Below are 17,582 nucleotides of genomic sequence, written 5' to 3'. Positions count from 1 at the left end.
TCACCGCCCCGCCCCGGCGGGCCGCGGATCCAGTTCATGGGCGAAGAACTCGGCGAGCGGGGCGTGGTGGACCTCCGGGTCGTCCCACTCGTTCTCCAGGTTCTCGGCCAGGGGATGGGTGCCCAGCAGCTCACCGCCCCGGAAGTGGCGGATCACCGGGTGCAGGTAGGCGGCGTCGAAGGCGTCGTCGACCGAGTTCTGGGCGGTGCGGCGCACCGTGATGTCGAAGGGGTCGACCTTGTCGTGGTCGGGGCCGTACTCCAGCGTGATGGTGAAGTAGTCGCGATCCTCGGTGAGTTGGCTTTCGTGCGCGTACGCGACCGGCACCTCCTCGTGGTAGCGCGCCGGTTCGCCGGGTGCCGTGACGATCAGATCCCCGAGGACGCCGAACTGCTGCCACAACGCCGAACTCCGGTTGACGCGCGCCACCACGGCGTCCGCGAGCGCGGACGGATCCGTGTCCAGGGGCTGCTGCGGCCAGGGCCGGTCGTGATGGCGTTCGTCGAGGATGCGGCTCAACGCCTGTACGGCGTACCGGAATCCGTGGATGAAGCCGCCGGTGGACTTCTTGAAGTCGCGCTGCTGCATCAGGGTGCCGGCGAAGTACAGACCGGGTACGTTCACCGACTCGTAGGCCGGGGAGAGCGCGGCGAAGCGGTCGTTGATGACCAGCTCGGGCCGGGAGTCCGGGTCGAAGACGGAGGCGTCGAAGCGGAAGCCGGTGCACACGATGACCCGGTCGTAGCGCAGTTCCTTCACGACCTCGTCCGCCCGGGAGAAGGCGAAGCGGACGTGGTACGTATCGTCTTGCGGATCCCGGTCGATCGACTGCACATGGCCGTCCAACAGGGCGTTCTGCGACTTGAGTTGATAGGTGTCGAGAAAGTTGTTGTTGACAGCGCGCAGATGGCCGACGTAGTGGGTGTTCCAGGCCATCTTTATGGAGTGCGGCCCGGCCACATGAATCACCGCGGCCGTCTCGACGAGGTTGTCGGCCGTCTCCAGCGCGGAGTTGCCCTTGCCGATGATCAGCACGCGCTGGTCGGTGAAGTCCTCGGGGTCTGTCGATACGACGGAGTAGTCCTCGGCGGTCTCGATGCCGGGGATGTCAGGGGTGTTGGGCCGGCTCACCCCCGTGGCCATGATCAGACGCCGGCTGTGGTGCTCCGCACCATGCTGGTCGTCGACAGTGAATCCGTCGTCGGTGCGGCGGATCCGTACCGCCCGAGTGTCGTACGCGATGTCGAGCTTGAACGCCTCGGCGAAGTCGGCCAGGTAGCGCACCAGGTCGTCGGCGTGCGGGAAGTAGCGCTTGCTGTAACGGGTGAACAGCAGTTGGGGGTCCGGGGACAGCAGCGAGTTCCAGTCCATCCGGAGGTTCAGTTCGGGGTCGGAGGTGCCGTTGTGAACTTTGTTGATGGAGATCAGCTTGCGGTGCCGGGGGAAGGTGCGGAAGAAGGTGCCCGGGGTGGGGCCGCCTTCCAGGATCCGGTAGCTGTGGCCCGCGGTCTGCAGCTGCTGCCCGAGCTGGAGTCCCGCGGGACCGCCACCGATCACGAGATAGTCGAGACGTTCGTTGTGCACAGGGCCTTCCTTACGGTGGGGGATGTCTGAAAGGGCCGTGAGCGAGGGGGAGTTGGGAAAGGCGACGTGATGTCGTGAAGGAGGTGCGGTGTTCCGTACGTGGCCTGCGGATCGGCGGCCTGAAGTGCGGTCTTTGAAACCTCAACGAGCACCCTAGTAACGGGAGTTCAACTTTGGCAACACCGAGATCTGGCCACGCGGAGTTTCACTTCTGGAGCGACGGGACCTTCTTGCGGCCTCGGGCTCTGCCGCGTCCCGACGCCGTACCGGACACGGCGAGAACGGACAGCAGGACCAGCGCGCAGGCCGGGCCGAGTACGGTCCAGGGCGCCAGTTCCGCGTACGGCTGGTTCTCCGACAGAAGGCGGCCCCACTCCGGCGTGGGCGGCTGCTCGCCCAGACCGAGGAAGCCGAGCGAGGCCAGCACGAGGACCGTGGTGGGCAGCCGCAGCAAGGCGTTGCGCAGGACGGAGGGCAGGACCGCGGGCAGCAGGTGGTGGCGGAGCAGGTACCAGCGGTCGGCGCCGAACGAGATCGCCGCGAGCATGTGACCGCTCGCCCGTTCCTGTTCGAGCAGTGCCGCGGTCTGGGCGGCGTAGGGGCTCCAGCCGACCAGGCACACGGCGAGCGCGGCACCCCACACCGACGGCCCGGTCACCGCGGTCGTCAGCAGTCCGGCGAGGACGGCCGGCAGCGTCGACACCACTTCCGTCAGGCCCGCGCCCACCCGTGCCGCCATGCCGAGCAGCAGCCCGAGGGCGGTGCTGACCGCCGTCACCGCGAGAGCCACACCCGCCGTACGCAGCGCCCCGTGCCCCAGCCGGGCCAGCAGATCACGACCGAGCGAGTCCGTGCCCAGCGGGTGCGCGGCCGAAGGCGGCAGCAGTCGGGCCGCCGTGTCCACGTGCAGGGGATCGCGCAGCAGCCCGGCCACGACCAGAGTGAGCAGGGCGACAGCACAGAATCCGGCGACCCAGCGCGTGGAGCGCCGCCGCGGGAGAGCCGGCGCGTGCAGGGCGGGCAGCGCGCCGTCCCGCAGGGCGGGGCCGAGGAGAGCGCGGCGCAACGCCTGGATCAGCAGACCCGCGGCGACGCCGAGCAGGACGAGGACCAGCGTCGCGGTCTGCAGCGGCGGGAGGTCCTGGGCCGTGGCGGCGTCCAGGGCGAGCCGGCCGAGTCCCGGAATGTTGAAGATCTTCTCCACCGCGACCGCGCCGCCCACCAGGGCCACGACGGTCGGCAGGAGCTGCGGGAGCACACCGGCCAGCGTGCGCCGCAGCGCATGCCGGGCGATATGGCCGGGCGAGAACCCGTACGCGTGCCAGGTCCGCGCCCATGACTCGTTGAAGGCGGCGGGCAGCGACTGGTCGAGCAGCCCGCCGATCATCGCCCCGGACGGCACACCGAGTGCGAGCGCGGGCAGCACCATCGACCGCGGCCCCTCCCAGCCCTGGGACGGGAACCAGCCGAGCCACACCCCGCACACGGTGGCGAGCAGCGAGGCGAGCAGGAACTTGGGCAGCGCGGCGAGGACGGCGGCTCCTGTGCCTGACCGCCCCTGCCGCAGCCGTCGCCGGGATCCGAGGTACAGGGTGCGCGCGCAGACCAGCGCGGCCACCGCGATCGTCACCACGAGGGCGCCGAGCATCAGCGTGACGGAGACCGCGAAGGCGGTGCTCACCTGGGGCAGGACCGGTTCGCCCGACACCCAGGAGGTGCCCGCGTCGCCGCGCGGCAGCCCGCCCAGCCAGTGCGCGAGATGCGTGAACGGCCCCTCGTCCAGGCCGAGTTGCTCGCGTACGGTGGCCAGTTGTGCGGGGGTCGGGTCCTGGTCGGCGGAGCGGGCCCGCAGGACCGTCAGCGCGGGGTCGTTCCCGGACAGCCAGGGCAGCAGGGCGACGGCCGTCAGCAGCGCGGTGCCGGCGACGACACGGCCGGCCCCCGCGCGCCACTGGGCCGGGCGTGCATCGGCGCCGACCGGCGTGACGCTCATCCGCCGCTACTTCACACGCGTGTCGACGTCGACGAGAGAGCGCTCGCGGGGGTCGAGGAGCACGCCCTCGACATCGGTGGCGATGCCCTGTACGACCTTCTCGTGGACCAGTGGCACAACGGCGTCGGTGCGCAGGATCTCCGCCTCGGCTCCCATGATCTTCTGCTGCCGCCGCTCCGTGTCGTCTTCCCCGGCGGCGGACTTGATGGCCTGGTCGACCTTCGAGTCCTTCAGGCCCGCGATGTTGTAGACGCCGTCGCTGGTGTAGTCGCTCGCGAGGTACGCGACCGCGTCGCCGGTGTCGAGGAGCGTCACCCGGGAGAAGACGAGCGCGTCGTACTTGCCCTCGAGGAGGTCGGCCTCCATCTGCGTGTACTCGCGTACATCCTGCTTCACGGTGAACCCGGCCTTCTCGAGCTGCTGTTGGAGCACGGTCGCGGCTTCGGGGAGTTCGGCGCGGTTGGTGTAGGTGGCCAGGCGCAGCGTCCTGCCCTTGGTCTTCGACTCGACCTGCGCGGTGGTCGCGGCCGTGGCGCGGCCGGTCACCTCGGCGCGGTCGTCGGCAGCCCAGGAGACGGCGGGCCCGAACAGACCCTGCGCGGGGTCGGCGTATCCGCCGAAGACCGAGTCGACGAGGGCGCCGCCGTCCACGGCCTCGCGGGCCGCCGCCCGCAGCGCCGCGTCGGTGAAGAGGCCGCTTCCGGTGTTGAGGACCAGGCTGTCGGTCCGCACGGAGGGCACTTCGTGACGGGTGTCCTTGTCCAGGAGCTTCGCCTGGGCGGTGGGGATCCACTCGGCGATGTCGACGTCGCCGCCGCGCAGGGCGTTGGCACGGGCCGTGCCGTCGGCTATCCAGGTCACGTCGACACCGGGCGCCTTGGCCTTGCCTCCCCAGTAGTCGTCGAAGCGGTCGAGCGCGGCCTTGGACTTCCCGGTGAGCTTCGTGATCTCGAAGGGGCCGGTTCCGGTGCCGACCGGGCTGACGGTGCCGTCCTTCGCGTACGCCTTCGGGGAGAGGATGCCCAGCGCCGGGCTGGCGAGCCGCAGCGGGAGCACCGGGTCGGCGGCCTTGGTGCTGATCGTGACGGTGTCGGCGTCCTCGGCCTTCGCGGTGAGGGTCACGTCGCTGAGGACGCGGGGCTTGGTCTCGGCCTGGCCCGCGTGGTCGAGGGCGCCCACGACGGTCTCGGCGGTGACCTCGGTGCCGTCCTGGAACGTGGCCTTGCGCAGCTCGAAGGCCCAGGTGGTGGCGTTCTTCTGCGTCCAGGACTTCGCCAGCGCGGGCGCGGCGGCTCCGTTCTCGTCCAGCGCGGTGAGGCCTTCGGCCACGGAGAGCTTGCTCAGCACGGTGGCGTCATTGCTGTACGGGGACAGGGCCTGCACCGGCGGCACCGCGAGGGCGACCCTCAGACGGCCGCCCGATGTCCCCTCACCGTCGGTGGCCGAGCCGCTGTCCGACACGAAACAGCCGGCCAGCAATGGGGTGAGAGCAAGCGCCGCGAAGAGGCCGCGGGAGGGGGTACGCATGGTGGGTCCTGTCGTGCGAGGAGTCGGTCACGCCCCTGCACGCGGGTTGCGGCGCCGAGGGCCGCGTCAGCATATAAGGCAAGGCTTACCAACTTTTCCACCGGGTGGGTGAAACCTCAATCAATGAGATTGCCGCCCTCGCCCTCGGGGACGAAGCGCACCTCGACCTCGGGTGACGATGTGGGCGAGGCAACGTCTCTTTCGTGGCCTGGGCCATTTCCCTCGGGGGAGCGGCGGGCTAGCGTTCTGGTCCCACCCGCCCCCAGCGATTTCGGACGGCCAGTGCACGCAGATCTCTCCCCGGTCATAGCGGCGACCGCTCAGTGGCTGACGTGTTCGTATCCGTCGGGCGGCGGTGCGCTGGACTCCGCGCTCTGTGAGGTGCAGGCCCGGCAGGCCGTGACCGTCGCGGCGTGGCTGCGCTATCCGACGCCGATGGACGCCGCGCTCGTCGGCATGGCGGGCCCCGGAGGCTCCGCCCGGCTCGACTGGATCACGGGAGCGGAGGGGGCCGCGGCCGACGACGCGGACGGGTACGCGTGGCGGACCTGGGTGGACGAGGTCGTGGCGAGCTGGGCGGCATGCCTGCTCACCGACCCGGTGCTGGCCGAGGAGGCGGTGTCCGCACTCGCCGACTCCAGCCACATGGGCGGAGCGCGGGCCGAGTTCCGGCGCCTGGTCGCTCCCGACGACCGCGACCGGCGGGCGGCAGCGCTGCTGCGCCACCCGGACTTCCTCGCGCCGATAGCCGAACTGCACCACGCGGATCTCCTCGACCGCCTGAAGCCGGGGCAGGCGCTGAGCGCCTGAAACAGGAGCAGAGACACCGACTGTCCGAAGGCAGGCATGTCCCGTGGTCGTCTGGGGACCCGGTGACGCATGTCAAGCGTCAAACGATACGAGGCCGAGGCCCCCGGGCCGTGGGCGGAAAAGGCGGGCGGCCCTCCGGCTGACGGATGGCTGCGCCAAGGACCGCGTTCAGCGTCCGTGCCCCCGCCGCAGGCCCTTCGCCCGACTGCGCGTCGGCGATGCGCGGCCCCGCTGACAGTGCGCCCCTTTCCGACCCTGACGACGGCCGACAGCGTGTCCAGCCCGCTGCGACACCGCCGTGGCGGCCCGTCCGACCGGGCACCGGGAGTCGGCCTTCGCTCTCCGTGAGTCACCCGAATGCCGTACACCACCGAGCCCCCGGCGCCCGCGCGGCGGACGCTGATCGAGAGCTCGACGGCCTTCGGCCACGTCAGGAGCACGGAGGCGAAGGACGGGGGCCGATACGCCGTCGCCGCGTACAGAGGAGATCGACATGAGCACCGCTCTCGCACGGAACTGGGACCATGCCGTCGTCACCGGCGGCGCGGGCTTCGTCGGTTCACACCTGTGCACCGCTCTGCTGGACTCCGGCGCGGCGGTCACCTGCGTGGACGACTTCAGCACCGGCCGGCCCGAGAACGTGACCGCGCTGCTCGACCGTCCCGGATTCACCCTCGTGCGGGCCAACGTCTCCGAGGGACTCACCGTCGAGCGGCCGCCCGATCTCGTACTGCACTTCGCCTCCCCAGCATCCCCCGCCGACTACCTCCGGCTGCCCCTGCACACGATGGAGACCGGCAGCCTCGGCACCCGCAACGCCCTGGAGTTCGCCCACGAGTGCGGAGCCCGCTTCCTTCTCGCCTCCACCTCCGAGGTCTACGGCGACCCGCAGCAGAACCCCCAGGACGAGCGGTACTGGGGCAACGTGAACCCAGTCGGACCGCGCAGCGTGTACGACGAGGCCAAACGGTTCGGTGAGGCGCTGACCACCGCGCACGCCGAAACCCACGGCACCGACACCGGCATCGTGCGGCTGTTCAACACGTACGGCCCGAGGATGCGCGGTCACGACGGCCGCGCGGTTCCCACCTTCGTGCGGCAGGCGCTGGACGGCGTACCCCTCACCGTCACCGGAGACGGACGCCAGACCCGCTCGCTGTGCTACGTCGACGACACCGTGCGCGGCATTCTCGCGGCGGCGGCGCACGGCATGCGCGGCCCGGTCAACCTCGGCAATCCCACCGAGATCACCATGCTCGAACTGGCCCGGCTCGTCATCGAACTCACCGGATCCCGCTCACAGATCCGCTTCATCGGGCGCCCCACCGACGACCCCGCCGTGCGCTGCCCGGACATCACACTGGCCCGCGACAAGCTCGCCTGGGAACCGAGGGTGAGTGCCGAAGAAGGCCTGCGCCGCACGATCGCCTGGTTCCGCGACCGGGCGACCGCGACCGCCGACCACTGAACCGGCGCACAGCGAACGCCCTCCCGCCACCCCCGTACGCGGTGCCGCCTTCGCCCGACCCGCCGAACGACCCGGGACTCAACCCATGCGCATCCTCGGAATCAACGCCCTCTTCCACGACCCCGCCGCCGCCCTCGTGATCGATGGCAGGACCGTCGCCGCCGCGGAGGAGGAGCGGTTCTCCCGGCGCAAACACGGGAAGCGGCCGGTGCCGTTCTCTGCCTGGGAACTGCCGGAGAAGGCCGCCGCCTGGTGCCTGAAGCGGGCGGGGCTGCGCCCTCAGGACCTCGACGCCGTCGCCTACTCCTTCGACCCGGCACTCGCCCGGCCCGCCGAGTCCATGGGCCTCGACGACCCCTGGGACCACCTGCGGCTGACGTACGCACGCGAAGCCCCCGGCTTCCTCAAGACCGCGCTGCCCGGCCTCGACCCGGGCATCGTCCGCTTCGTACCGCACCACATGGCCCATGCCGCCTCCAGCGCTTTCGCCGCGCCCGACGCCGAGCCGTCCTCCGTGCTCGTCCTGGACGGCCGCGGGGAACGGGCCTCGCACCTGGCCGCGTACCGGATACGGGACCGGCTCGAACCCCTGCACGCGCAAGAGCTTCCGCACTCGCTCGGACTGGTCTACGAGGAGCTCACCGAACACCTCGGATTCCTGCGCTCCTCCGACGAGTTCAAGGTGATGGCCCTCGCCTCGCACGGAACCCCGCGCATGCTGCCCGAGCTGCGCCGCCATGTGTATCCCACGGGCGACGGTGGATTCCACGCCACCGCCGTGCCCTGGCACGAACTGTGCGAGCCCCGCGTCCCGGACGAGCCCTGGACGCAGGACCACGCCGATGTGGCCGCCAGTGCCCAGGCCGTACTGGAGGAGACCCTGCTCGACCTCGTCCGTTGGCTGCACGGAAAGACGCACCACAGCACGCTCACCCTCGCCGGAGGCGTCGCCCTCAACTGCGTCGCCAACACGAGGATCGCCCGCGAGGGCCCGTTCTCCCGGGTGTGGGTGCAGCCCGCGGCCGGTGACGCCGGTACGGCCCTGGGGGGCGCGCTGCTGCTCGCCGCAGGCGGCGGGGACGAGCCGGAGCCCATGACCGGGGCCGACCTCGGACGGGACTGGACGGACGCGGAACTCGGCGCCTGGCTGAAGACGGCCGCCGTACCGTTCGACCGGCCCCCCGACATCGCCGCGACTGTCGCCCACGCCGTCGCCGACAACCAGATCGTCGCCTGGTTCCAGGGGCGCTCCGAGTACGGCCCCAGGGCGCTCGGACACCGCTCCCTGCTGGCGCACCCCGGCCACGCGGGCAATCTGGAACGGCTCAACGACGTCAAGGGACGCGAGCAGTTCCGGCCCATCGCTCCGATGGTGCTCGCCGACCGCGCCGCCGAGATCTTCGACGGGCCGCTGCCGAGCCCGTACATGCTCTTCGTCCACGACGTGGCCAAGGCCTGGCGCGAGCGCATCCCGGCCGTCGTGCACGTCGACGGGACCGCCCGCATCCAGACCGTGGATCCCGCCCGGGAGCCGCTGGTCGCCCGCATGCTCGGCGAGTTCGAGCGGCTCACCGGGCTGCCCGTGCTGGTCAACACCAGCCTCAACACGGCGGGCCGGCCCATGGTGGACGATCCGCGTGACGCACTGGAGTGCTTCGGCTCCTCGCCCGTCGACATCCTGGCCATCGGGCCGTACGCGATCCGGCGCGAGGGATTCTTCCGCTCCGCCATGGCCGAAGGGGGCGAGCGATGACGGCGTACGGAGACGGAGAGGGGGCGGTGGCGGACGACGCGTCGTACGCCGTCGTGATCCCCACCCTGGGGCGGCCCAGTCTGTCCGCGTGTCTGCGTGCGCTGGCTGATGCCGGTGGCCCGAAGCCGGTACGGGTGGTTCTCGTCGACGACCGCCCGGGGACCGGTGGCGCACCCCTCTCGGCCGACGTCCCGGTGCCGCTGCGTTCCGTGACCACCGTCGTGCGGGGCCGCGCCCGCGGACCGGCCGCCGCCCGCAACACGGGGTGGCGGGCGGCCGGCCGCGTGCCCTGGATCGTCTTCCTCGACGACGACGTGGTGCCCGGCCCCACCTGGGGTGACGACCTGGCCCTCGATCTTGCCGGGGCGACGTACCGGACCGCCGGGATCACCGCGCGCATCCGCGTGCCGCTGCCGACGGACCGCAGGCCCACGGACTGGGAACGCAACACCGCCGGGCTCGCCACCGCCCGGTGGATCACCGCCGACATGGCGTACCGGCGGGAAGCGCTGGAGGCCGTCGGCGGATTCGACGAACGGTTCCACCGCGCCTTCCGGGAGGACGCGGACCTCGCCCTGCGGGTACTCACGGCCGGCTGGACGCTGACCGCCGGGGCACGCACCACGACCCACCCCGTGCGTCCGGCCGGCCGCTGGATCTCCGTACGGCTCCAGGCGGGCAATGCCGATGACGTACTGATGACCCGGCGGCACGGCCGTGACTGGTGGAGCCGGGCGGATGCGCCACGGGGCCGACGGTCCCGGCACCTGGCGGTGACGGGAGCGGCCGTGACGGCCGTCTCCTGCGTCCTTGCCGGCAGGCACCGCGCCGCTCTCGCCTGTGGCGCCGCCTGGCTGGCCGGGACCGCCGAATTCGCCCTGGCCCGGATCGGGCCGGGGCCGCGGACCCGGGACGAGGTCGTCACCATGACGCTGACCAGCGTGCTCATCCCGCCCGCCGCCACCTGGCACTGGCTGCGCGGGCAGGTCCAGCACCGCGGGACGCTGCCGCTCAGCCCGTACGAGCCCGGTGAGCCGCCGCGCGCACCGCGTGAGCCGGTCCAGGAACGGGTGCACCCATGACCGGCCCGTGGCTGTTCGACGGACCGCTGGCCCCGCTGTCACGGCCCGAGGCAAGCGGCGCCCTCCCGGCGGCGGTCCTCTTCGACCGCGACGGCACGCTGGTGGCCGACGTGCCCTACAACGGCGACCCGGCGCGGGTCGAGCCGATGCCCGCCGCGCGGGACGCCGTCGAGACGGTACGCGCCCTGGGGATCCCGGTCGGGGTCGTGAGCAACCAGTCGGGCGTGGCCCGCGACTTGCTGACGTACCGTCAAGTCGAGGCCGTACGCCGACGAGTGGACGACCTCCTTGGCCCCTTCGCCGTCTGGGCGATCTGCCCGCACGGCCCCGACGACGGCTGCCACTGCCGCAAACCCGCACCGGGCCTGGTCCTGGCCGCCTGCGACCGACTCGGCGTCCCCACCGAACGCACCACCGTCATCGGCGACATCGGCAGCGACATGACAGCCGCCCACGCCGCGGGTGCCCGCGGCGTGCTGGTGCCGACGCCGGTCACCCGCCCCGAGGAGATCGAGGCCGCCGCCTCCACGGCTCCTGACCTGCTCGCGGCGGTGCGGCTGGTGCTGGGCCCTGGTCTCGACAAGCCAAAGCCCGTGCGCCGGGCGGGAGTTGTGCCGGGGCGGCCGGGGGCGGTGGATCGGGCCGGGGGCGTGCAGCGGGCGTCCTGGACGGGAGGCCGGTACGGGCGCGGGGTCGACGGCGTGTGTCGGGCGGAACCCGGGCCGGATCGGGCCGCGGCCACGCGCCCGGGCGACGGAATGTACGCAGCCGGCCCGGAACATGCCCCGCCCCGTGCCAAGCTCGTCGGCCGCACGGCGGGGGAGGCGTCATGACCAGTCCCCGCACCCTTCCCCGCTCCCTCGTCGTACGGCTGGACAGTGCCGGTGATGTGCTGCTCGCCGGGCCCGCCGTGCGTGCTGTGGCGGACGGGTCCTCATACACCGCCCTTTTGTGCGGGCCGCAGGGAGCGCAGGCGGGGCGGCTGCTGCCGGGGCTGGACGAGGTGCTGACGTACGACGCCCCCTGGGTGGGGTTCGAACCGGCGCCGGTGTCCCGCGCACAGACGCGCCAGCTGCTGGACACGCTGTCGGCCCGCCGTTTCGACCGGGCTCTCGTGCTCGTCTCGTACCACCAGAGTCCGCTGCCGATCGCGCTGCTGCTGAAGCTGGCCGGGGTCGGCTGGACGGCGGCCGACAGCGAGGACTACCCGGGAGCCCTGCTCGATCTGCGGCACCGCAGGCTGCCCCACCGGCACGAAGCGCTCGCGGGGCTCGACCTGGCCAGGGACGCCGGGTTCGCCCTGCCGCCCGGCGACGACGGAGCGCTGCGTATCGAGGCACCGCCGGACACCACGCACCTCACCGGACCGGAGCCGTACGTGGTGCTGCATCCCGGCGCCGCCGTACCGGCCCGAGCGTGGAGCCCCACGCGGGCCGCCCGGGCCGTCGCCGCCCTCACCGCCGAGGGATACCGGGTCGTGGTCACCGGCGGGCGCGCGGAGCGGGACCTGACCGCGAAGGTCGCCGGACAGCACGCCCTGGACCTCGGCGGCTCCACCGATCTGCGGCAGCTGGCGGGCGTACTGGCCAGGGCGCGGGTGGCGGTGACCGGGAACACGGGGCCCGCACATCTCGCCGTCGCGGTGGGGACGCCGGTCGTCTCACTGTTCGCGCCGGTGGTTCCGGCGGAGCGCTGGGCCCCGTACGGCGTGCCGCACGTACTGCTCGGCGATCAGGACGCGCCGTGCGCGGAGAGCAGGGCCCGCCACTGCCCGCTGCCGGGGCACCCCTGCCTCGACGGGATCGGCGACGCCGAGGTGCTCGCCGCCGTGGCGGCGCTCGACGAGGACCGCACGGAGCCCGACGCGGAGCCGCCTCCCGGCGAGGGCGGCTCCGAAACGGAACGAGGAGCGACCGTATGAACATCCTGTTGTGGCATGTGCACGGATCCTGGACGACGGCATTCGTCCAGGGCCCGCACACATACCTCGTTCCCGTCACACCGGCCCGCGACCCGGACGGCCTCGGCCGCGCCCGTACGTACTCCTGGCCCGCCTCGGTGCACGAAGCGACCCCCGAAGAACTGCGCGACACGCCAGTCGACCTGGTCATTCTTCAACGGCCGCACGAGCTGGAACTCGCCGAGCAGTGGCTCGGCGGACGCCGCCCCGGGCGGGACACGCCCGCCGTGTACCTGGAACACAACGCACCGGACGGCGACGTCCCCCGCACCCGGCACCCGTTCGCCGACCGGGACGACCTGACCCTGGTCCACGTCACCCACTTCAACCGGCTGTTCTGGGACTGCGGCTCCACCCCCACCGAGGTGATCGAGCACGGCATCGTCGACCCGGGGCAGCAGTACACCGGCCGTCTCACCCGCGCGGCCGTCGTCGTCAACGAGCCGGTGCGGCGCGGCCGTTACACCGGTACGGACCTGCTGCCCGCCCTGGCCGAGGCGGCACCGCTGGATGTCTTCGGCATGCGTACCGAAGGCCTCGCCGAGCGTCTCGGCATCCCCGCGGACCGCTGCCGCACCGCCGATCTGCCCCAGAGCGAGCTGCACGCGGCCCTGGCGGAGCGCCGCTGCTATCTGCACCCGGTGCGCTGGACGTCCCTCGGCCTCTCCCTGCTGGAGGCCATGCACCTGGGCATGCCCGTCGTCGCCCTCGCCACCACGGAGGCCGTCGAGGCGGTCCCGCCCGGCGCGGGCATCCTCTCCACCCGCCCCGACGTGCTCGCCCGGGCCGTCCGCCACTACATGGAGGAACCCGGGGCCGCGGCCGAGGACGGCGCACGCGCCCGCCAGGCGGCCCTCGGACGGTACGGCCTCAAGCGTTTCCTGGACGACTGGGAGCGCGTGATGACGGAGGCGCGCGCATGACCTACGTCAGCACACCCACCGGCACGTCCCCCGGCCCGCTCGGCCCCGACACCATGGAGATCGCACTCGTCTCCGAGCACGCGAGCCCCCTCGCCGTGCTGGGCGGCGTCGACGCGGGCGGCCAGAACGTGCACGTAGCCTGCCTCGCGAGCGCACTCGCCGACCGTGGCCACCGCGTCACCGTCCACACCCGGCGTGACTCGCCCGACCTGCCCGACCGGGTGCCGCTGCGGGAAGGCGTCGAAGTGCACCACGTGCCCGCGGGACCGCCGGAGCCGATCCCCAAGGACGAACTGCTGCCCCACATGGGCGCCTTCGGCCGCCACCTCGCCAGGACCTGGCGGGCCCGGCCACCCGACCTGGTGCACTCGCACTTCTGGATGTCGGGCCTCGCCTCACTGTGGGCGGCACACCGACTGCGACTGCCGATGCTGCACACGTACCACGCGCTCGGCACGGTCAAGCGACGCCACCAGCAGGACGCCGACACCAGCCCGCCCACCCGTATCGCCTGGGAGACGGAGGTGGGCCTTGGCTGCAACCGGGTGCTGGCCACCTGCCGTGACGAGGTCGTCGAACTGGAGCGGATGGGCATACCCGCCGAGCGGATCACCATCGTGCCGTGCGGCGTCGACACCGACCGCTTCACCCCCCGGGGGCCGCTCGCCGAGCGCGGCCCGTACCGCCACCAACTGCTCCAGCTCGGCCGCCTCGTCCCCCGCAAGGGCGCCGCCGTCTCCATCGTCGCGCTGGCCCGGTTGCCCGACACGGAACTCGTCGTGGTCGGCGGCCCCACGCCGGACCGGCTCGACAACGACCCCGAGGTGCGCCGACTGCGCGAGATCGCCCGCGCGGCCGGGGTCGCCCACCGGGTCCGCTTCACCGGAGGGGTGTCCAGCGAGGACGTGCCGCCGCTGCTGCGGGCCGCCGATGTGGTGCTGTGCCCCGCGGACTACGAACCGTTCGGCATCGTCCCGCTGGAGGCGATGGCCTGCGCGAAGCCGGTCGTCGCCAGCGCCGTGGGCGGGCAGCTGGACACCGTCGCCGACCCGGGCACCGGACGCCTCGTACCGCCCCGTGACCCCGAGGCCCTCGCCCGCGCGACCGGGCAGCTCCTCGCCGACCCGGCGGTGCGCGAGGCCTGCGGGGCCGCCGGCCGCCGCCGCGTACTGAGCCGGTACGGCTGGTCGCGGGTCGCGGCAGCCACCGAGGCGGCGTACTGCTCGGTGCTCGACGCCGCGCCCGCCGTGACGGGGGTGATCTGACACCCGCACTCGCCCAGATCCGACCGCCCGCAGCACCGTCGCACGAAGGAGGTGCGGGTCCGGCCGTCGTCCTCCGCGACGCGGTACGCCCGATCAGCATGACGGAATTCGCAGCGTCCCCCGCACTCGATGCCGCGCACGAGCACTGCCGGTCACTGCAGCAGGCGCTCGGCCGGTTCCGCCGGGACGGTCTCGGCCGGGTCGCGGAGTGGGGCGGCCGGCTCGCCGCCGCACTGCCCGCCGGCGGCCGACTGCTGGCCGCCGGCAACGGCGGCAGTGCCGCACAGGCCCAGCATCTGACCGCCGAGCTGGTGGGACGGTACCGGCAGGAGCGGCCCGGCTATTCGGCCATCGCCCTGCACGCGGAGACGTCCACCGTGACCGCCATCGGCAACGACTACGGATTCGAGCACGTCTTCGCCCGGCAGGTGTCCGCCCACGGCCGTCCCGGGGACGTCCTCATGCTCCTGTCCACGTCCGGCCGCAGCGCCAACCTGATCACGGCCGCCGTGACGGGCCGCTCGGCAGGGCTGCGCGTCTGGGCGATGACGGGGCCGCGACCGAACCCGCTCGCCGAGGCCGCCGACGAGGCGCTGTGCATCGACGCCGACAGCACGGCGACCGTGCAGGAGGCCCACCTCGTCGCCGTACACCTCCTCTGCGAGTGCTTCGACGCGGCGCTCGCACCCGCCCCCAGCACGGTCGTGGCCCACCGGAGGGCATCGTGAACGAACCGAAGCCCCTCGTGGTCGTCGGAGACGTCCTGCTCGACGAGGACATCGAAGGCACCGCCACCCGGCTGTCCCCGGACGCCCCCGCCCCCGTCGTCGACGTCACCGGCGACCGGCGCCACCCCGGTGGAGCGGGCCTGGCCGCCGCACTGGCGGCCCGGGGCGGCCGCGAAGTGATCCTGGTGACCGCGCTCGGCGACGACCCGGCCAGCGAAGCCGTACGCCGTGACCTGCGCGGCAGGGTCCATCTGCTGGAGATCCCGCTCGACGGCACCCTGCCGGTCAAGACCCGCGTCCTGGCGAGCGGCCGTCCCGTGGTGCGAATCGACCGGGGCGGCGGTACGCCCGGCAAGCCGGACGACGCGGTACGGGACGCGCTGGCCCAGGCCCACGCCGTACTCGTCGCCGACTACGGACGCCACACCGCGACCGCCGTACGAACCCATCTCGCCGCCGTCGCCCCCCGTACGCCCCTGGTCTGGGATCCCCACCCCAAGGGCGACACGCCGGTGCCCGGAGCACGGCTCGTCACCCCGAACGCGGCGGAGGCGCGCGCCCTGCGCCCCGGCGGCGGGGAAACCCTGCGCGCGTACGCCGAGCGAGGTGCGGAACTGGCGGACCACTGGCAGGCGGCAGGCGTCGCCGTGACGCTCGGGGCACGCGGTGTGCTGCTGACCAGGCCCGGGACCAGTACGCCGATGCTCGTCCCGGCGCCGTACCGGGCCACCGGTGATCCCTGCGGCGCGGGCGACTGCTTCGCCGCGACAACGGCCGCGGCGCTGGCGGACGGGGCGCTCCCGGAGGAGGCCGTGCAGCGGGCGGTCGCCGAAGCCGCCGCGTTCGTGTCCGCGGGCGGCGCCGGAAACCCGGCGCTGTGGCGGACGGCCCCCGCGTACCGTCCCGAGGACGCGCCCGCGGCCGACGCGTTCGCCCTCGCCGAGCGCGTCCGGGCGCGCGGCGGCACGGTGGTCGCCACCGGCGGCTGCTTCGACCTGCTGCACGCCGGCCATGTCGGCCTGCTGGAGAGCGCCCGGCGGATCGGCGACTGCCTCATCGTGTGCCTCAACTCGGATGCGTCCCTCGCCCGCCGCAAGGGTCCGGGCCGACCCCTCAACCCGGAGGCGGACCGCATCCGCGTCCTTACGGCCCTCGGCAGCGTCGACGCCGTCGCGGTCTTCGAGGAGGACACCCCCGAGACACTGCTGAGCCGCCTGAGGCCCGACGTGTGGGTCAAGGGCGGCGACTACTCCGTCCAGGACCTGCCCGAGGCGGAGGTGCTGCGCGCCTGGGGCGGCCAGGCGGTCGTCCTGCCCTACCTCGACGGCCGCTCCACCACACTGCTGGCCCACCGGGCCGCGCAGGCCGCCGTACCGCTGCGGACGCCACCGCCATGAGCCCCGCGACGAGGCCCCGGGCGCTGGTGCTACGAGCACTGGGACTGGGCGATCTGCTGACCGCGGTACCCGCGCTGCGAGCGCTGCGACGCCACCTGCCCGGCCACGAGATCGTGCTGGCCGCTCCCGAGCGGCTGACCGAGCCGGCGGCGGCCACCGGACTGGTGGACCGCCTGCTGCCCGCCTCCGCCCCCGGACGGGCCGTGCCCGAGGAACTGGCCTGGGACGGACCCCCGCCCGACCTCGCCGTGGACCTGCACGGCAACGGCCCGCAGAGCCATCTGCTGCTCCAGCGGCTGCGGCCCCGACGGCTCTTCGCGTACGCGCACCCGCAGCTGCCCGGCATCTCCGGCCCCGTATGGCGGGCCGACGAACACGAGCGGGAGCGCTGGTGCCGACTCCTCGGCTGGTACGGCATCGAGACGGACCCGGCGGACCTGCGGATCCCACCGCCCACAACCCTCTCCCCGGCCCCCGGCGCCATCGTCGTCCACCCCGGAGCCGACGCCGCCGCCCGCCGCTGGCCGCAGGAACGGTTCGCGGCCGTGGCGCGGCAGCTGCACCGCGGCGGTCACGAGGTCGTCGTGACCGCGGGCGGAGGCGAGGAGGCCCTGGCGCGGTTCGTGGCCGCGGAGGCGGGGCTGCCGTCGGCCGCGGTGCTGGGCGGCGCCGGTGATGTGCCGTTCGATCAGCTGGCCGCGCTCGTCGCACGGGCCCGCTGCGTGGTGGTCGGCGACACCGGGCTCGCCCATCTGGCCACGGCGCTCGGCACTCCGTCCGCCGTCCTGTTCGGCCCGGTCGCCCCCCGCCTGTGGGGACCGCCGGCCGACCCACGGCACCGAGCACTGTGGCATCCCGGCACCGACGCCCCGGAACGCCCGGGGGACGCCCACGGCCGGCGGCCGGACGAGCGGCTGCTGCGGATCACGGTCGAGGAGGTCGTCGAGGCGGTACGCGGACTGCCGGAGCCGGACACGGATCCGTCGTACGAGCGGGGGAGGGCGGCGCAGGGCCCGCCGCCGTTGCCGGAGAGCTCGTACTGAGCGCCTCGACGCGCCCGGCAGCGGAATCCTGGATGGCTGCCGCTGCCGC

At 73.2% G+C, this 17,582-nt stretch carries 14 protein-coding genes; 11 read left to right on the top strand and 3 right to left on the bottom strand.

The annotated features are described in order from the left end of the window. The 3 genes from ACYVO6_RS17790 to ACYVO6_RS17780 all read right to left on the bottom strand — a co-directional run bounded on the left by ACYVO6_RS17790 (position 1) and on the right by ACYVO6_RS17780 (position 5,104). Positions 1-1,584: an NAD(P)-binding domain-containing protein gene (locus tag ACYVO6_RS17790; protein ID WP_461062363.1), complete on the bottom strand. Its 1,584-nt coding sequence runs from the start codon at positions 1,582-1,584 to the stop codon at positions 1-3. A 205-nt stretch (positions 1,585-1,789) separates the two neighbouring features. Continuing rightward, complete coding sequence (locus ACYVO6_RS17785; RefSeq protein WP_461062362.1) at positions 1,790-3,577, bottom strand: ABC transporter permease subunit; 1,788 nt, start codon at positions 3,575-3,577, stop codon at positions 1,790-1,792. A gap of 6 nt (positions 3,578-3,583) precedes the next feature. Next, the gene (locus ACYVO6_RS17780) at positions 3,584-5,104 is read right to left on the bottom strand and encodes an ABC transporter substrate-binding protein (protein WP_461062361.1); all 1,521 of its coding nucleotides are present in this window, start codon (positions 5,102-5,104) and stop codon (positions 3,584-3,586) included. A gap of 282 nt (positions 5,105-5,386) precedes the next feature. On the opposite strand from ACYVO6_RS17780, the gene ACYVO6_RS17775 reads away from it, so the two are divergent. The 11 genes from ACYVO6_RS17775 to ACYVO6_RS17725 all read left to right on the top strand — a co-directional run bounded on the left by ACYVO6_RS17775 (position 5,387) and on the right by ACYVO6_RS17725 (position 17,533). Further along, complete coding sequence (locus tag ACYVO6_RS17775) at positions 5,387-5,914, top strand: hypothetical protein (protein WP_461062360.1); 528 nt, start codon at positions 5,387-5,389, stop codon at positions 5,912-5,914. A 493-nt stretch (positions 5,915-6,407) separates the two neighbouring features. After that, entirely contained in the window at positions 6,408-7,382 is a 975-nt protein-coding gene (locus ACYVO6_RS17770) for an NAD-dependent epimerase/dehydratase family protein (protein WP_461062359.1), read from the top strand. Between the two features lie 85 nt (positions 7,383-7,467). Then, entirely contained in the window at positions 7,468-9,135 is a 1,668-nt protein-coding gene (locus tag ACYVO6_RS17765) for a carbamoyltransferase family protein (RefSeq protein ID WP_461062358.1), read from the top strand. Next, on the top strand, positions 9,132-10,217 hold the full coding sequence (locus ACYVO6_RS17760; protein WP_461062357.1) for a glycosyltransferase family 2 protein: 1,086 nt from the start codon (positions 9,132-9,134) through the stop codon (positions 10,215-10,217). Before ACYVO6_RS17765 ends, ACYVO6_RS17760 begins: the two co-directional genes overlap by 4 nt. Continuing rightward, the gene (locus ACYVO6_RS17755; RefSeq protein WP_461062356.1) at positions 10,214-11,050 is read left to right on the top strand and encodes a D-glycero-alpha-D-manno-heptose-1,7-bisphosphate 7-phosphatase; all 837 of its coding nucleotides are present in this window, start codon (positions 10,214-10,216) and stop codon (positions 11,048-11,050) included. Before ACYVO6_RS17760 ends, ACYVO6_RS17755 begins: the two co-directional genes overlap by 4 nt. After that, positions 11,047-12,138 carry a glycosyltransferase family 9 protein gene (locus ACYVO6_RS17750; protein WP_461062355.1) on the top strand — a complete coding sequence of 364 codons (1,092 nt, stop codon included), beginning with the start codon at positions 11,047-11,049 and terminating at the stop codon, positions 12,136-12,138. The genes ACYVO6_RS17755 and ACYVO6_RS17750 overlap by 4 nt, the downstream gene beginning before the upstream one ends. Then, positions 12,135-13,100: a glycosyltransferase gene (locus tag ACYVO6_RS17745; RefSeq protein ID WP_461062354.1), complete on the top strand. Its 966-nt coding sequence runs from the start codon at positions 12,135-12,137 to the stop codon at positions 13,098-13,100. The genes ACYVO6_RS17750 and ACYVO6_RS17745 overlap by 4 nt, the downstream gene beginning before the upstream one ends. Then, positions 13,097-14,365 carry a glycosyltransferase gene (locus ACYVO6_RS17740; protein WP_461062353.1) on the top strand — a complete coding sequence of 423 codons (1,269 nt, stop codon included), beginning with the start codon at positions 13,097-13,099 and terminating at the stop codon, positions 14,363-14,365. The genes ACYVO6_RS17745 and ACYVO6_RS17740 overlap by 4 nt, the downstream gene beginning before the upstream one ends. Before the next feature lie 98 nt (positions 14,366-14,463). Continuing rightward, a complete protein-coding gene (locus ACYVO6_RS17735) occupies positions 14,464-15,093 on the top strand; it encodes a D-sedoheptulose-7-phosphate isomerase (RefSeq protein ID WP_461062352.1) in 630 nt (209 codons plus the stop codon). Then, a complete protein-coding gene (gene rfaE2, locus ACYVO6_RS17730) occupies positions 15,090-16,490 on the top strand; it encodes a D-glycero-beta-D-manno-heptose 1-phosphate adenylyltransferase (protein WP_461062351.1) in 1,401 nt (466 codons plus the stop codon). Before ACYVO6_RS17735 ends, rfaE2 begins: the two co-directional genes overlap by 4 nt. Next, positions 16,487-17,533 (top strand): glycosyltransferase family 9 protein, encoded by a 1,047-nt coding sequence (locus tag ACYVO6_RS17725; RefSeq protein WP_461062350.1) that lies wholly within the window; start codon positions 16,487-16,489, stop codon positions 17,531-17,533. The genes rfaE2 and ACYVO6_RS17725 overlap by 4 nt, the downstream gene beginning before the upstream one ends. Positions 17,534-17,582: the final 49 nt, after the last annotated feature.

Source organism: Streptomyces pseudoechinosporeus, assembly GCF_054783935.1.
This window is presented reverse-complemented; position numbering and strand designations above follow the sequence as displayed.

Bases quoted from the DNA above. Each gene is read 5' to 3' on its own strand.
- ACYVO6_RS17735 (WP_461062352.1), top strand. From the start codon at position 14,464: ATGACGGAATTCGCAGCGTCCCCCGCACTCGATGCCGCGCACGAGCAC.
- ACYVO6_RS17755 (WP_461062356.1), top strand. From the start codon at position 10,214: ATGACCGGCCCGTGGCTGTTCGACGGACCGCTGGCCCCGCTGTCACGG.
- ACYVO6_RS17745 (WP_461062354.1), top strand. From the start codon at position 12,135: ATGAACATCCTGTTGTGGCATGTGCACGGATCCTGGACGACGGCATTC.
- ACYVO6_RS17780 (WP_461062361.1), bottom strand. From the start codon at position 5,104: ATGCGTACCCCCTCCCGCGGCCTCTTCGCGGCGCTTGCTCTCACCCCA.
- ACYVO6_RS17770 (WP_461062359.1), top strand. From the start codon at position 6,408: ATGAGCACCGCTCTCGCACGGAACTGGGACCATGCCGTCGTCACCGGC.
- ACYVO6_RS17760 (WP_461062357.1), top strand. From the start codon at position 9,132: ATGACGGCGTACGGAGACGGAGAGGGGGCGGTGGCGGACGACGCGTCG.
- ACYVO6_RS17725 (WP_461062350.1), top strand. From the start codon at position 16,487: ATGAGCCCCGCGACGAGGCCCCGGGCGCTGGTGCTACGAGCACTGGGA.
- ACYVO6_RS17740 (WP_461062353.1), top strand. From the start codon at position 13,097: ATGACCTACGTCAGCACACCCACCGGCACGTCCCCCGGCCCGCTCGGC.
- ACYVO6_RS17750 (WP_461062355.1), top strand. From the start codon at position 11,047: ATGACCAGTCCCCGCACCCTTCCCCGCTCCCTCGTCGTACGGCTGGAC.
- ACYVO6_RS17785 (WP_461062362.1), bottom strand. From the start codon at position 3,577: ATGAGCGTCACGCCGGTCGGCGCCGATGCACGCCCGGCCCAGTGGCGC.
- ACYVO6_RS17765 (WP_461062358.1), top strand. From the start codon at position 7,468: ATGCGCATCCTCGGAATCAACGCCCTCTTCCACGACCCCGCCGCCGCC.